The organism is uncultured Tenacibaculum sp., from assembly GCF_947495995.1.
Taxonomy (GTDB): Bacteria; Bacteroidota; Bacteroidia; order Flavobacteriales; family Flavobacteriaceae; genus Polaribacter.
Genome location: NZ_CANMAX010000006.1, coordinates 176,257 through 191,462, shown reverse-complemented (window position 1 = coordinate 191,462; position 15,206 = coordinate 176,257). Strand labels below are relative to the sequence as shown.

General features: G+C 30.5%; 14 protein-coding genes. 11 read left to right on the top strand and 3 right to left on the bottom strand.

The window, feature by feature from the left end; translation table 11 throughout:
* From Q1A15_RS15980 to Q1A15_RS15930, 11 genes are all read left to right on the top strand, one after another.
* On the top strand, positions 1-195 hold a 195-nt coding region (locus Q1A15_RS15980; protein ID WP_299626218.1), incomplete at its 5' end, for a hypothetical protein.
* A gap of 125 nt (positions 196-320) precedes the next feature.
* Positions 321-1,727: a glycogen synthase gene (locus Q1A15_RS15975; protein WP_299626215.1), complete on the top strand. Its 1,407-nt coding sequence runs from the start codon at positions 321-323 to the stop codon at positions 1,725-1,727.
* A 9-nt stretch (positions 1,728-1,736) separates the two neighbouring features.
* Entirely contained in the window at positions 1,737-3,011 is a 1,275-nt protein-coding gene (locus tag Q1A15_RS15970) for a glucose-1-phosphate adenylyltransferase (protein WP_299626212.1), read from the top strand.
* A gap of 20 nt (positions 3,012-3,031) precedes the next feature.
* A complete protein-coding gene (gene glgB / locus Q1A15_RS15965; protein ID WP_299626209.1) occupies positions 3,032-4,945 on the top strand; it encodes a 1,4-alpha-glucan branching protein GlgB in 1,914 nt (637 codons plus the stop codon).
* A gap of 110 nt (positions 4,946-5,055) precedes the next feature.
* Entirely contained in the window at positions 5,056-7,458 is a 2,403-nt protein-coding gene (locus Q1A15_RS15960; RefSeq protein ID WP_299626206.1) for a glycoside hydrolase family 31 protein, read from the top strand.
* A 60-nt stretch (positions 7,459-7,518) separates the two neighbouring features.
* The gene (pta, locus tag Q1A15_RS15955; RefSeq protein ID WP_299626203.1) at positions 7,519-9,612 is read left to right on the top strand and encodes a phosphate acetyltransferase; all 2,094 of its coding nucleotides are present in this window, start codon (positions 7,519-7,521) and stop codon (positions 9,610-9,612) included.
* A 14-nt stretch (positions 9,613-9,626) separates the two neighbouring features.
* Entirely contained in the window at positions 9,627-10,805 is a 1,179-nt protein-coding gene (locus Q1A15_RS15950) for an acetate kinase (protein WP_299626200.1), read from the top strand.
* A gap of 134 nt (positions 10,806-10,939) precedes the next feature.
* A complete protein-coding gene (locus tag Q1A15_RS15945; protein WP_299626197.1) occupies positions 10,940-11,788 on the top strand; it encodes an alpha/beta hydrolase in 849 nt (282 codons plus the stop codon).
* Positions 11,789-12,280, top strand: a complete 492-nt coding sequence (locus Q1A15_RS15940) for a sigma-70 family RNA polymerase sigma factor (protein WP_299626194.1) — start codon at positions 11,789-11,791, stop codon at positions 12,278-12,280.
* A complete protein-coding gene (locus tag Q1A15_RS15935) occupies positions 12,270-12,818 on the top strand; it encodes a hypothetical protein (protein WP_299626191.1) in 549 nt (182 codons plus the stop codon). The genes Q1A15_RS15940 and Q1A15_RS15935 overlap by 11 nt, the downstream gene beginning before the upstream one ends.
* A gap of 119 nt (positions 12,819-12,937) precedes the next feature.
* Complete coding sequence (locus Q1A15_RS15930; protein WP_299626188.1) at positions 12,938-13,522, top strand: Crp/Fnr family transcriptional regulator; 585 nt, start codon at positions 12,938-12,940, stop codon at positions 13,520-13,522.
* A 3-nt stretch (positions 13,523-13,525) separates the two neighbouring features.
* On the opposite strand, the gene Q1A15_RS15925 is transcribed toward Q1A15_RS15930, so the two are convergent.
* Genes Q1A15_RS15925 through Q1A15_RS15915 form a run of 3 tightly spaced genes read right to left on the bottom strand, consistent with a single transcriptional unit; the run spans position 13,526 to position 15,133 of the window.
* A complete protein-coding gene (locus Q1A15_RS15925; protein WP_299626185.1) occupies positions 13,526-13,993 on the bottom strand; it encodes a nuclear transport factor 2 family protein in 468 nt (155 codons plus the stop codon).
* A gap of 19 nt (positions 13,994-14,012) precedes the next feature.
* On the bottom strand, positions 14,013-14,459 hold the full coding sequence (locus Q1A15_RS15920; protein WP_299626183.1) for an MBOAT family O-acyltransferase: 447 nt from the start codon (positions 14,457-14,459) through the stop codon (positions 14,013-14,015).
* Positions 14,456-15,133, bottom strand: a complete 678-nt coding sequence (locus Q1A15_RS15915; RefSeq protein ID WP_299626181.1) for a DUF4386 domain-containing protein — start codon at positions 15,131-15,133, stop codon at positions 14,456-14,458. The genes Q1A15_RS15920 and Q1A15_RS15915 overlap by 4 nt, the downstream gene beginning before the upstream one ends.
* Positions 15,134-15,206: the final 73 nt, after the last annotated feature.

Below are 15,206 nucleotides of genomic sequence, written 5' to 3'. Positions count from 1 at the left end.
ACTGGTGGGAGAGTAGGTCGTCGCCTTTCTTTTAAACAAAATCCGATTAGTAATACTACTAATCGGATTTTTTTTTACACCAAAATTGACTCCTCAAAAAATAAAAGAATACTTAATACTATATTCATAGCTATTCTCAAATTAGCAATAAACAATAATTTAACGAAATCGTTAGATAACTTAATTTTAATGTAATACAGTTCGGAAAACGTATTCGTATTATTGAATTCATAATTTTGATAGCTTTTTTTTAATAATTATTTCATCTTTTTTTTTAAGCTATTCATTAACTTTATAAGTGAACTTTTAATGCCTCCGTAATGAAAATACTTCACACAAGTTTTGAATGTTATCCAATAGCTAAAGTAGGTGGTCTAGCAGACGTAGTTGGTGCCTTGCCTAAATATCAGAGAGATCTAAAAGCTGATTCTATCGTCGTAATGCCGTATTACAAGAATTCTTTCGTACAAAAGCAAAAGCTGAAAGAAGTAAGTAATGGTAAAATAGAGCTTAACGATCAAAGTTATGATTATAACATACTAAAGTTTACTTCTAAGAAAATAGCTTTTGAGTTATATGTTATCCAAATTGATAACCTTTTGGATACTGAAGCTGTTTATGGATATGAAGATGAAACTCAAAGATATCTTGGTTTTCAGTTAGCATTATTAGATTGGATTATAAATGATGAATTAGAATTTGACGTTATCCATTGTCATGATCACCATACTTCTTTAATTCCTTTCTTTATCAATTATTGCAATAGTTTTAAATCATTAGAAAAAACTCCTACAGTATTAACTATCCATAATGCGGAATATCAGGGTAATTTTTCTCATGAGAGATTAGATCTTTTACCTGAATTTGATTTTTCTAATGTTGGTTTGTTAGATTGGTATGGATCAGTTAACCCTCTTGCAGCAGGAATTAAATGTGCTTCAAGAGTAAATACTGTATCTCCATCTTATATGGAGGAATTGAAAGAACAAGCAAATGGATTAGAAGGGCTATTACGAAGTGAAAGTGAAAAGTGTGTTGGGATTTTAAATGGAATAGATACAGCAATATGGAATCCTGAAACTGATAAAATGCTAAAGAAGAATTATAAATCTACAAATGTTGTTTCTGGGAAAAAAGCTAATAAAAAGGAGATTTGTGATAAATACGGATTTGACATTAATTTACCCCTATTCGGATTTATAGGAAGACTCGTAGGTGAAAAATCGGCAGATTTACTTCCGCAAGCAATTAAAGAAGCTATTGAAGAACATGGAGATATCAATATTTTCGTTTTAGGTTCAGGTCATGAACATATAGAAGAAGAATTAAAAGAACTAAAAGAATTATATAAAGGTAATTTTAATGCTCATATCGGGTATGATGAAGAATTATCTCATTTGGTTTATGCAGGTTCAGATTTCCTATTAATGCCATCTAGAGTTGAACCTTGTGGTTTAAATCAAATGTATTCGTTACGATATGGAACTATTCCAATTGTCAGAAGAACTGGTGGATTAAAAGATACAGTAATTGATATTGGAGATAGTGGTTTTGGAATTTGTCATGATCAAGCTTCAGTATGGGATATTTGTTATTCTATTAAAAGAGCAGTAGAACTGTTCAACGACACTAAAACATTCAGAAAAATTCAGAAACAAATAATGAAAATAGATCATTCTTGGACTAAGTCTGCTCAAGAATATTTAGATCTATATAAATCAATTTAACCGACCTACATGATTAACAAAAAAGTTCTCGCAATTATTTTAGGAGGAGGACAAGGAACAAGATTATCTCCTCTTACAGACAGACGTTCAAAGCCAGCAGTATCTATCGCTGGAAAATACAGATTAGTAGATATTCCAATATCCAATTGTATTCATTGTGATATTAAAAGAATGTTTGTTCTAACGCAGTTTAATTCTGCTTCTTTAAATAGGCATATAAAAAACACCTATACTTTTAGTACTTTCAGCGAGGCTTTTGTCGATATAATGGCTGCAGAACAAACTCCAGAAAATAAAACTTGGTTTCAAGGTACGGCAGATGCGGTACGTCAATCTATGCACCATATTTTAAATCACGAATTTGAATACGTATTAATTTTATCTGGAGATCAATTATACCAAATGGATTTCGATGATATGTTAGAAAAACATATCAGTAAAAAAGCAGAAATTAGTATTGCAACTTTACCTGTTAATGCTAAAGATGCTACTGGATTTGGTATTTTAAAAACAGATGAAGAAGATTATATAACTTCATTCGTAGAAAAACCATCTTCAGATGCACTTCCTGGTTGGGAGTCTGAAGTTGATGAAGAAATGAAGAATGAAGACAGACATTATTTAGCTTCTATGGGAATTTATATTTTCAATAGAGATTTATTAGTAGAATTAATGTCTAATCCAGACACAATTGATTTTGGAAAAGAAATTATTCCAGACTCAATAGGGAAGAATACAGTGTTAGCATATCAATACAAAGGATATTGGACAGATATTGGTACGATTGCTTCTTTCTTCGAAGCGAATATTGGACTTACTGATGAAGTTCCAAAATTCGATTTATTTAATACTTCAAAAAACGTATTAACTCGTCCGAGAATATTACCACCGTCTAAAATTTATGGAACTAGATTGAATAAAGCTATGATTGCAGATGGTTGTATTATTAATGCAAATACAATTGAAAACTCTGTAATAGGAATTCGTTCAAGAATAGGAAAAGGAAGTGAAATCAATAATACGTATATGATTGGAGCTAACCTTTATCAAGATATAGATGAGATTGAGAAAGATAAAAAAGAAGGTGTTCCATACATAGGAGTTGGAGATAATTGTACCATTGAAAATGCAATTATTGATAAAGATGCTAGAATTGGAAATGACGTAGTAATAAAAGGAGGAAAACATCTTAAAGATGTAACAGAAGATGCTTATGTAATTAAAGACGGAATTGTAGTGATTCGTAGAAGAGCTGTAATCCCTCACGGATTTAAATTACAATAAGTTTTAGGACATCATATTTTATGAGTAAAGTTATAGCGCATAGTTTATTTTCAGATTTTGATATTAATTTATTTAAAGCAGGTAAACATTTCCGATTGTATGAGAAGTTAGGTTCTCATATTATCGAAGTAGATGAAGTAGAAGGAACTTATTTTGCTGTTTGGGCTCCATCGGCTAAATCTGTTTCAGTAGTTGGAGATTTTAATTATTGGACAGATCAAGAATATGTTTTAAATGTTCGTTGGGATGCTTCTGGTATTTGGGAAGGTTTTATTCCTAAAGTTGGAAAAGGTAATTTATATAAGTATAAAATCCATTCTCATAACGAAGGAATTGTCACAGAGAAAGCAGATCCTTATGCTAGAAGATGTGAACATCCACCTAAAACCGCTTCAGTAGTTTGGGATGATCCTTATATATGGGATGATACCAAATGGATGAAGAAAAGAAAAAAGCATAATGCAGTCGACGCTCCATATTCTGTTTATGAAGTTCATTTAGGTTCTTGGAAAAAAAAGTTTAACGATAATAACAGATCATTATCTTATGTAGAATTAGCCGATGAATTAGTAAATTACGTAAAAGAAATGCAGTTTACGCATGTCGAGTTAATGCCTGTTATGGAATATCCATACGATCCTTCTTGGGGATATCAAATCACTGGATATTTCGCACCAACTTCACGATTCGGTTATCCAGAAGATTTTAAGTTTCTAATAGACAAATTTCATCAGAATGATATTGGTGTAATTTTAGATTGGGTTCCTTCGCATTTTCCTGAAGATAATCACGGATTAGGTTTTTTCGATGGTTCTCATTTATATGAACATCCAGATAGAAAAAAAGGATATCATCCTGATTGGAAAAGTTTAATTTTCAATTACGGAAGAAACGAAGTCAAAAGTTTCTTGATTAGCAATGCTATTTTTTGGTTAGATCAATATCATGTAGATGGTTTAAGAGTAGATGCAGTTGCATCGATGATTTTCTTAGATTATTCTAGAAATTATGGAGAGTGGGAACCAAATATGTTTGGTGGAAACGAATATTTAGAAGCCATAGATTTCTTAAAAGAACTGAATGAAGAAGTTTATGCTAGTTTTCCCGATGTACAAACGATTGCTGAAGAATCTACTGCATTTCCCAAAATATCGAGACCAACATACCTTGGCGGATTAGGTTTTGGTATGAAATGGATGATGGGATGGATGCACGATTCGCTTAAATATTTCAAGAAAGAACCAATCTATAGAAAACATCATCAAAACGATTTAACGTTTAGTATGACCTACGCTTTTACTGAAAACTTTATGTTGCCATTATCTCACGATGAAGTTGTATATGGAAAACAAAGTATAATTGGTAGAATGCCAGGTGATGAATGGCAAAAGTTCGCAAATCTAAGATTACTATATAGTTACATGTATACTCATCCAGGAAGTAAATTATTATTCATGGGTGGAGAATTTGGTCAACATACAGAATGGAATTTCGAAGGAAGTATAGATTGGTATATACTAGAATACGATTTTCATAAAGGAGCACAAGATTTAGTTCGTGATTTAAATATTCTATACAAGAAGTATCCGGCTTTACATGAAAAGCAATTTGAACATGATGGTTTTGAATGGATAGCTCATGATGATCATGAAAATTCAGTTTTAAGTTATATCAGAAAAGGAAAGTCAGCCAAGGATATTTTAATTACAGTATGTAATATGACTCCTATTCCTAGAGAAAATTATAGAATTGGATTACCTAAAAAAGGAAAACTAGTTCAAGTTTTTAATAGCGATTATAAAAAATATGGAGGTAGTGGTATTTCCAACAAAAAGAGTATAAAAATCGAGCAATTAAATTGGAATAACAGAGAGCATTCTTGCGAAATTACAGTTCCTCCATTAGCAACTGTAATTTTTAAAATTGAAGCTTAATTTTAATCAATCGATTTCGTAAAAAAAGTAATACGATAAGTTCTTTAATTCAGGCATAAGTCGTTTTTTTATAACAGAATACAAGTACAACCCATCAAAATTGAAGTATTATGATTATTAATACAGAGTTAGAAAACAAAGGAAATCTTTTCCCCGGAAAAATAAATTCATTTTCTCAAGATGTAGACAAAATCTACTTCAAAACAGAAAACGGAGTAATACTACAAGTCACCGTAATTCGTGGAAGTGTAATTCGATTTAGATACGCTACAGATAATAATTTTGAGAATGATTTCTCTTATGCAATCAGTGAAGATGGAGTTCGAGGCTATAGTAAATTAGAAGTCGAAGAACACGATACTTGTTATAAAATTATTACCATCAAGGTAATTATTCAGATAGATAAAGAAAGTTTAAAAACTTCGATATACGATATTCATGGAAACGTAATCTGTAAAGATGATTGGGGATTCCATTGGGAACAAAGCTATGAATACGGTGGAAATATTGTAAAAATGAGTAAATCTGCTCCACAAGGAGAATGCTATTATGGTTTAGGAGACAAACCAATGCATTTAAACTTGAAAGGAAAAAGGATTGAAAACTGGGCTACAGATCAATATGCTTTTGGTAAAGACCAAGATCCACTATACAAAAGTGTTCCTTTTTACTTAGGAATGTACGAAGAAAGAGCTTATGGGATTTTCTTCGACAATACATTTAAAACATTTTTTGACTTTTGTCACGAACGTAGAAATGTAACTAGTTTTTGGGCACACGGAGGAGAAATGAATTATTATTTCTTCTATGGTCCAGATATGCAAGAAGTAATTACAAAATATACCGATTTAACAGGAAAACCTGAGTTACCACCATTATGGGCTTTAGGATATCATCAATGTAAATGGAGTTATTATCCAGAAGCAAAAGTTAAAGAAGTTACTAGTAAATTTAGAGAATTAAGAATTCCATGTGATGGTATTTATTTAGATATCGATTATATGGATGGTTTCAGATGTTTTACTTGGAATAAAGAATATTTCCCAGATCCGAAACGTATGGTTGCAGAACTTGCTGAAGACGGATTTAAAACCATTGTAATTATAGATCCAGGAATTAAAATCGATGATGATTATTGGGTGTACAATGAAGCCATGGAAAATGATTATTTCTGTAAACGAGCAGATGGTCCTTACATGCGTGGTAAAGTTTGGCCGGGAGAATGTTTCTTCCCAGATTTTACAAATCCGAAAGTAAGAACATGGTGGGCAGGATTATTTAAAGAATTAATTGATGAAATCGGAGTAAAGGGTGTTTGGAATGATATGAATGAACCAGCTGTAATGGAAGTTCCTGGAAAAACATTCCCGAATGATGTTCGTCATAATTATGATGGAAATCATTGTAGTCATAGAAAAGCACACAATATTTATGGAACACAAATGGCTCGAGCAACCTACGAAGGTGTAAAAAAATATGCATATCCTAAGCGTCCGTTTATCATAACACGTTCTGCTTATTCTGGAGCACAACGTTTTACTTCTTCTTGGACAGGAGATAATATAGCTACTTGGGAGCATTTATGGATTGCCAATATTCAAGCACAACGAATGAGTATGAGTGGTATGTCGTTCACAGGAAGTGATATTGGTGGTTTTGCAGAGCATCCAACAGGAGAATTATATGCACGTTGGATTCAATTAGGAGTTTTTCATCCGTTTTGTAGAACGCACTCTTCAGGAGACCATGGAAATCAAGAACCTTGGACATTTGGTGAAGAAGTGATCGATGTTACTCGTAAATATGTAGAATTACGATACCAATTATTACCCTATTTATATACCATGTTTTGGGAATATGCCGAATTCGGAATTCCAATGTTAAAACCGTTAGTATTATTCGATCAGCACGATCCTCAAACACATTATAGAACTGATGAATTTGTTTTTGGAAACCAGATTTTAGTTTGTCCTATTCAAGAGCCAAATGCTAAGGGAAGAAGAATGTATATTCCTCGTGGACATTGGTATAATTACTGGACTAGAGAATATGTTACAGGTGGATTAGAAAAATGGGTTGATGCAGATTTAGATATTATTCCAATTTTTATCAAAGAAGGAGCAATAATTCCTAAATATCCGGTGCAACAATATGTTGGTGAAAAAACTATAGATGAACTAAAACTTGAAGTGTATTTTAAACTAGGAGAAAAAGAAGTTTCTAAAGTTTACGAAGATGCTCAAGATGGTTACGATTACACTAAAGGACGTTATAGTTTACGAACATTTACATTTACAGGTAAAGAGAATGAAGTAATTATTCAACAACATGTAGATGGAACTTTTGTTACAGAATATGAAACTATGGAGTTCGAAATTATCGGTTTACCTTTTGAAATAAAAGAAGTAGAAATAGATAATGTAGATATAGATTTAAAAAAGGTATTGAGTAAAACAAAACCAAATACTTTAATCATTCCAAAGAATTTTTCAGAAATACATATCGAAGGATAAAAGCTGACATTTAACAGCTTGCTTTATTAAATTTAGACTAATTTTGCCCAAAATTAGAATATGAATAAAGCTATTTATATCGCTGCAAGTGGAGCGAATTCAGGAAAATCGATGCTAAGTTTAGGTTTAATGCAACTGTTGTTGCGTAATAAACCTAAGGTCGGATATTTTCGTCCGATAATTGATAATCCTGTCGATGGTAAAAAAGATAATCACGTAAATACAATTGTTAATTATTTCAATTTAAAATGCGATTATGAAGACACCTACGCTTTCACAAGATCTGAGTTATTAGATTTATTAAATGATGATAAAGAAGATGAAGTCATTAATTTAATTCTTCGCAAGTATAAAAAACTTGAAGAAAAAAATGACTTCGTTATTGTAGAAGGAACTGATTTTTCAGATCACGGTGCGATTATAGAAATGGATTTAAATGTATTAATCGCCAAAAACCTAGGAATTCCTGTGATTATTGTTTCTGGTGGAATAGATAAATCACTAGAAGAATTTATTCAAGGTTTACGATTAACATATGATTCTTTCAGCAATAAAGAAGTAGAAGTAATTGCAGTAATAGCTAATAAAGTTCAAGAGAAAAATGTAGATTTAATTATTGATGGAATAGGAGAGAACTTACCTAAGTCGTTATTAATTAACGCGATTCCAATCAATAGTAAATTAAATAATCCAACGATTTACGAAATTTCTAAAGCGTTAGATGCAGAAGTTGTTTTCGGTAAAGAATTGTTAGACGCTACAACTGGTGAAATAAAAGTAGGAGCAATGCAATTAGCTCACTTTTTAAATCACTTAACAGATGAATGCGTTGTAATTACACCTTCAGATCGTTCCGATATTTTATTAGGAACCTTACAAGCTAATATTTCAAATCGATATCCGTCAATTTCAGGAATTATTCTTACGGGTGATTTAGAGTTAAGTCCGTCAGTAATAGAATTAATTACCGGTTTAGAAAGAATTGTTCCAATTTTAAAAGTAAAAGGAGGAACTTTCGGAATTGCATCTAGATTAGGAGCAGTTCGTTCTCACATCTACGCAGAAAATAAAAACAAGATCAAATTATCGATAAATACTTTTGAAAAGTATGTAGATATTGAAACATTAAGTGATAAGTTAATCACTTACAAAGGAACTAATGTGTTAACACCAAGAATGTTCCAATACAACTTATTCAAAAGAGCAAAACAAGTTAAAAAACATATTGTTTTACCAGAAGGAAACGATGATAGAATTTTAACAGCAGCGGCGCAATTACAAAAATTAGATATCGTTGATTTAACCATTTTAGGAAAACGAGTTAATGTAGAGGCAGCTGTAAAGCGTTTACAACTTTCTTTTGATTTTGATAAAACACAAATTATAAATCCAAGTACTTCAGAATATTTTGAAGATTTCGCAACTACACTTTACGAATTAAGAAAACACAAAGGTTTAAGTCCGGCTATGGCAGAAGATTTAATGGCTGATGTTTCTTATTTCGGAACAATGATGGTGTATAAAGGTTTAGCAGACGGAATGGTTTCTGGAGCGGCTCACACTACACAACATACAATAAAACCATCATTACAGTTCGTAAAAACCAAACCAGGTTTTTCTGTAGTATCTTCAATTTTCTTTATGTGTTTAGAAGATCGTGTTTCTGTGTTTGGAGATTGTGCTATTAATCCGAATCCAACTTCAGAACAATTAGCAGAAATAGCAATTTCATCAGCAGATTCAAGTATAGCTTTTGGAATTGATCCGAAAATAGCAATGCTTTCTTATTCTTCAGGAAGTTCAGGAAAAGGAGAAGATGTAGATACAGTAAGAGAAGCTACAGAAATTGTAAAACGTAAACGACCAGATTTAAAAGTAGAAGGTCCAATTCAATACGATGCGGCTGTAGATCCTACCGTTGGAAAGAAGAAATTACCAAATTCTGAAGTAGCGGGACAAGCAAATGTATTAATTTTTCCAGATTTAAATACAGGAAATAATACATACAAAGCGGTACAACGTGAAACTGGAGCTTTGGCAATCGGACCCATGTTGCAAGGTTTAAATAAACCAGTTAACGATTTAAGTAGAGGATGTACAATCGAAGATATTTATAACACAATTATCCTAACAGCTATACAAGCTCAAGAATAGTTTAAAAACAGCACATGAAAGTATTAGTTATCAATTCAGGAAGTTCATCAATTAAGTATCAACTTTTTGATATGCCCGAAGAAAAAGTAATTTGTTCTGGATTAATTGAAAGAATAGGATTAGAAGAAGGAGCAGTTCATTACGAATCTGAAGAGAACTCAATTAAAGAAACGATACAAATTGAAAATCATAAAGTTGGTTTAGAGAAAGTAGTTTCGTTATTACTAGATGCTAAAGTAGGCGTAATTTCTTCTACTGATGAAATTGAAGTTGTTGGTCATAGAGTTGTTCATGGAGGAAGTTCTTTTACTAAAACTACAGAAGTAACGACGGAAGTGAAAAAAGAAATAGAAAGTTTATTTTCTTTAGCTCCTCAACACAATCCTGCGAATTTAGAAGGAATTAACGTTGCTGAAGCAATTTTTACAAAAGCAAAACAAGTAGCAGTTTTCGATACAGCTTTTCATCAAACTATACCAGAAAAAGCATTTACGTACGCAATTCCGAAGCAGTTTTTAACAGATAATAAAATTCGTTTGTATGGATTTCATGGAACAAGTCATAAATATGTTTCAGAAAAAGCCAATGAATATTTACAAACATCGAATTCTAAATTAATCACAGTTCATTTAGGAAATGGTTGTAGTATTTCTGCTGTAGAAAACGGAAAAAGTATTGATCATAGTTTAGGTTTTGGTCCGGTTACAGGTTTAGTCATGGGAACACGAAGTGGAGATATAGATCATACTTTAATTTTCTATTTGGTAAATACTTTAGGTTATGATGTAAACGAAGTAAATACTTTGTTACAGAAAGAAAGTGGAATGTTTGGATTAACAGGTTACAGTGATTTACGTGATATTGAAGCTGAAGCTGAAAAAGGAAATGTAGCTTGTCAATTAGCTTTAGATATTAATACGTATCGTATTAAAAAATATATAGGCTCTTACATTGCTGCAATGAATGGTGTTGATACTATTGTATTTACAGCAGGAATAGGAGAAAATTCTTCATTAATCAGAGAAAAAGTTTGTACTGACTTAGAGTTCTTCGGAATAGAAATAGACACTAATAAGAATAATATCAGAGCTAAAAAACTTACTGAAATCCATACTGATAATTCTAAAGTGAAATTATTAGTAATTCCTACAAACGAAGAAGTAGAAATTGCGAAGCAATCATTTAGTTTGTAAGACGTTAGAAAATAATAAAACGAAAGACTGTTTAACTATTATATTACGGTTAAACAGTCTTTTTCATTTTATTAAAAATAATATGTAACATTTTTTCATTCCTGCATCTAAAGGGAAATCAAAAACTTTTAAAAATGAAAAATGTTATTTTATTATGTATCGCATTTGTGTTTTCTGTATCAATTTATGCGCAGAAAGAAAGTCAACCTATCCATGTAAAAGTCACAGGAAAAGGAAATCCTGTTATATTGATTCCTGGTTTTACAGTTCCGGGAGATATTTGGAATCCCTTAGTGAAAAAGCTAGAAAATAATTATGAATGTCATACTGTAACGTTAGCTGGTTTTGGAGGAAAAGTGCCTATTGAATTTCCTTGGTTACCAAAAGTTAATCAATCGCTTAAAGATTATATAGTAAAAAATGATTTACAAAATGCGACTATAATTGGTCATAGTTTAGGAGGTACAATTGCCACTTGGCTTGCTGCACAAAAAGAAATAAAACTTTCTAAAATTATAATTGTTGATGCACTTCCAGCTTCAGGTGCACTAATGATTCCTAATTTTAATCCAGAAAACTTGGTATATGAGAGTCCGTATAACAAACAACAACTAACAATGGACGATACAGCTTTTGCACAATTAGCTACAGGAATGTCAAAAGGAATGAGTCTTAAAGCTTCAGCTCAAGAGCAAATTAAGAATTGGATTTTACAAGCAGACCGAAAGACTTATGTATACGGATATACAGATTATCTTAAATTAGATCTTAGAGAAGATTTAAAAAACATTTCAATACCGGTTTCTATAATAGCAGCTTCAAAACCTTATGGCGCAGAAATGGTGAAGCAAACGTATAAGAATCAATATAAAAATTTAAAAAACTATAATTTTATTTTAGCTGAAAATAGTGCCCATTTTATAATGCTAGATCAATCATCTTGGTTTTTAGAACAAGTACAAATGATTTTATCATCCAAATAAATGAATACAGAACAAGAGTTTACCAAAACCTATAATGAATTCGCTCCGAAAGTACATCGGTTATGCTTGGGCTATGCTTCAGGTAATAATGAACTTGCCAACGAGTGGTTACAAGAAACTTTTATAAAGGTTTGGAAACATAGAAAAACATTTAAAGGTAAATCTTCTATTGATACTTGGATATATCGCATTGCAGTTAATGTATGTTTAGGAGATTTACGTAAAATCAATAAAAATATTCCTATAAATGAAAACGTATTATCTGATCAAACCAACGATGATAACACTAATAAAACTGAAAAAAATATTAAGCAAATGTATCATTGTATTGATAAACTCAATGAACAAAATAGAGCACTAATATTGTTAGAACTCGAAAATATACCGCAAGCTACAATTGCTGAAACTGTAGGTTTAGCTCACGGAACATTGCGAACACGTTTAAGCCGTATTCGAAAATCACTTTTAAAATGTATCAAAAATGGAAAATGATAACTTAGATAAATTATGGGAGATTCAAACTGATCATAGTTCGAATATTACTCCTCAAAATATAATTGCAAAAGCTAAAAAACAACGTAACGGACAATACATTAATATTACAATAATGTCTTTAACTGTTATAGTATTAATTGTATACGCTTTTTATTATGCGTTTCATCAATGGAATACTTTCAACTTAGGTTTAATTTTAATGATAGGTAGTCTTACATTTCGAATTCTTTTAGAGTTTTTCTCGTTGTATCGTAAAGAAAAACAACTGATTTCAATGCCACAAAAATTATATTATGCTTACTTGAAAAAATATTATAAAACGAGATTGTTAGTAAACTATATTGTTACGCCTATTTGTGTTGCAGTTTATATATTCGGTTTTTATTTATTACTACCATATTTTAAGCAAAAATTTTCTAGTGCTTTTTATAATTACATTTTAATTTCTGGTATTCTTTCTCTTGCTGTTGTAATAGTTATTATAATTAAAGGAATTGTTAAAGAACATCGATTTTTAAAACAATTACAGGTATAATAAAAAGTTAGTACCTTTAAATACTATTGTAAAAAGGAAAAGATCAGTAAAAAACGCTACATTTTAAGTTTTTAAGAATTTGATCATATCATAATTGAAAATATTTAGATTAATGAATAATGTTTAGTGAAGTAGTACAACTTATTAGAGAAGTAATTGAAATTTCAGATGAACAAGCTAAAATAGTTGAAGATTGTATTCCTATTAAAAACTTTGGAAAGGGAACAATTTTATTAAAAGAAGGTCAAATTTCTAAAGAATCGTATCAAAATTTATCTGGACTAGTTCGTAAATATTATATTATTGATGGTAATGAAGTTACAACCAATTTTTATGAGGAAGGAAGTTCTATAGCTTCATTTACAAGTTTACATCAAAAGACGCCTGCTAAACATTATCTTGAATGTATTGAAGATTGTAAACTTGCTGTTCTAAATAAAGAAAAAGAGCTAGAACTTATTAAAAAAGTACCTCAATATGAAACTTTGTGTAGAACTTCAGTTGAAGAAGAATTAGGTAAACAAGATGATTCTCTAGCATCCTATTTAATATCATCACCGGAGCAACGTTATTTATCGCTACTAAAAGAGAAACCAAAATTAATAAATAGAGTTCCTTTATATTATTTAGCTAGTTATATTGGAGTAAAACCCGAATCTTTAAGTAGAATTAGAAAAAGAATCATGAATAATACATCAAAATAACTATTACCAATATTCAAATATTTTTGAAATTTTTCCTTGCTTAAACTCAAAAAGAGTTACTTGTAGTTCTCCAGTTTCAACACCTTCTTCATTTTTTATGATGTACTTTCTTTCAATTGCGACAACATTTAAACCAATGATTTTATTTTCTATTTTAATAGCTACAATCTCGCCATTATATTGTCCGCTTTTTTGATTTCTAACATAACCATTATATAAATCTTTTCTAGAATAAATTCCGCCATAATTCGGATGTACATATGTGAAATCATCTGTAAAGAGTTCAAAGATTTTATCAATGTCCTGTATTGTAGAACCTTTCTGAAAGGTTTTAAGATTTAAGTCATAATATTTCTTAACCATTATTTCTAATGAATCTTTATGAGGATTAGTTACATTTTGCGCTTTAGTTTGGTGTATTGTGAAAAGGTTAAATACAATAAATATGAATATTTTAGTAAGAGATTGCATAATTGATTAGAATTAAAATTTAATAAAGATGAATTTGGTTTAATAAGCACTTGGCTATAAAAAAGCTTACAATAATACATAGTAAGTTATAGCAGTAGTTTAAAGCTTTTCTGTGTGTTGTATATACAAGTTGATATCTTTTAAAAACAGCAACTATACTTCCCATGATTATAAACCAAGTAGTTAAAAAAAAGGATAGTTTTTTATTGATGAATAAACCAGCCAAATCGTGTAGAAATCCTGAAACCGCAAAAGTTAATACAATTGCTACATAGTAATTACAAATAGTTTTTAGAGGTTCAAATACATATCGATTAAGGTAATAATTCCATATAGGATTCCAGTGTTTCCATAAGAGGTCAAAAGATGTTGCGCCTAAAGAATTCTTCAACATATTGCTTAACGATTTTGAATGTCCAAGTGGAACTCCATTTCGTTTTTCTACATAATTTTTTAAAGAAATCATAGTCTAAAAGTTTTCTTAGAAAATCCTTTAAAAATTAGCCATAATGTAAAAGAGAGTTCACCAATTATTGCTGTAAAAACTACCATAGTTTCAAAATAGAGTTTGTAATCACTATAATTAGTAAAGTATAGTTTTGAAAAGCAATCAATGAAATATCCAACAGCAGCTACAATTAGAAAGTAGCCAATAAATTTTGATGTGTAACTAGATTTAAGTATTAAATAACTTAATAAAAGCAAGTGAACAGCAAAAAATAATAAACCGATAGTCCATAATTTATCAAACCATAACAACAAGTCAAATACTTTGATTTCTAACTGTATAGAATATGTAGTGTTATAGGTTAGGTTATAAATCTTAGATAATTGAAATAAAGCAACAATAAAGAATACAGCATGAAGGCCTCTAAAAATTGAAGCAATATGTGATAATGTTTTATGAATTGATTTGGTAACTTTAAATAACGACCAAACTAAAAGAATATCTGAAACGATCATGATTAGAAACGCGATTAACCCGTTTTTAAATTTGTCAGTATTATTAATGATGTTTCCTATTGTTTCAGAACTTTTATTTGAATCAATTAAAGTTTCAAGAATTATAAAATTTGCATAAAAGCCAGAAATAAAAATGAATACATAAGCTATCCCAGAAATTTTCAAGAATGTTTTCATTGTATTGTGTTTAAAATCAACACAAAATTATTGTGATTTAAAAAGTTATAAATTGACTTCGGTTAAGAAATGG

What these genes read in the sequence shown, in the direction of transcription:
- glgB (WP_299626209.1), top strand. Translation starts at nt 3,032, where the DNA reads ATGAGTAAAGTTATAGCGCATAGTTTATTTTCAGATTTTGATATTAAT.
- Q1A15_RS15930 (WP_299626188.1), top strand. Translation starts at nt 12,938, where the DNA reads ATGTTTAGTGAAGTAGTACAACTTATTAGAGAAGTAATTGAAATTTCA.
- Q1A15_RS15960 (WP_299626206.1), top strand. Translation starts at nt 5,056, where the DNA reads ATGATTATTAATACAGAGTTAGAAAACAAAGGAAATCTTTTCCCCGGA.
- Q1A15_RS15920 (WP_299626183.1), bottom strand. Translation starts at nt 14,459, where the DNA reads ATGATTTCTTTAAAAAATTATGTAGAAAAACGAAATGGAGTTCCACTT.
- Q1A15_RS15915 (WP_299626181.1), bottom strand. Translation starts at nt 15,133, where the DNA reads ATGAAAACATTCTTGAAAATTTCTGGGATAGCTTATGTATTCATTTTT.
- Q1A15_RS15950 (WP_299626200.1), top strand. Translation starts at nt 9,627, where the DNA reads ATGAAAGTATTAGTTATCAATTCAGGAAGTTCATCAATTAAGTATCAA.
- Q1A15_RS15935 (WP_299626191.1), top strand. Translation starts at nt 12,270, where the DNA reads ATGGAAAATGATAACTTAGATAAATTATGGGAGATTCAAACTGATCAT.
- Q1A15_RS15945 (WP_299626197.1), top strand. Translation starts at nt 10,940, where the DNA reads ATGAAAAATGTTATTTTATTATGTATCGCATTTGTGTTTTCTGTATCA.
- Q1A15_RS15925 (WP_299626185.1), bottom strand. Translation starts at nt 13,993, where the DNA reads ATGCAATCTCTTACTAAAATATTCATATTTATTGTATTTAACCTTTTC.
- pta (WP_299626203.1), top strand. Translation starts at nt 7,519, where the DNA reads ATGAATAAAGCTATTTATATCGCTGCAAGTGGAGCGAATTCAGGAAAA.
- Q1A15_RS15970 (WP_299626212.1), top strand. Translation starts at nt 1,737, where the DNA reads ATGATTAACAAAAAAGTTCTCGCAATTATTTTAGGAGGAGGACAAGGA.
- Q1A15_RS15975 (WP_299626215.1), top strand. Translation starts at nt 321, where the DNA reads ATGAAAATACTTCACACAAGTTTTGAATGTTATCCAATAGCTAAAGTA.
- Q1A15_RS15940 (WP_299626194.1), top strand. Translation starts at nt 11,789, where the DNA reads ATGAATACAGAACAAGAGTTTACCAAAACCTATAATGAATTCGCTCCG.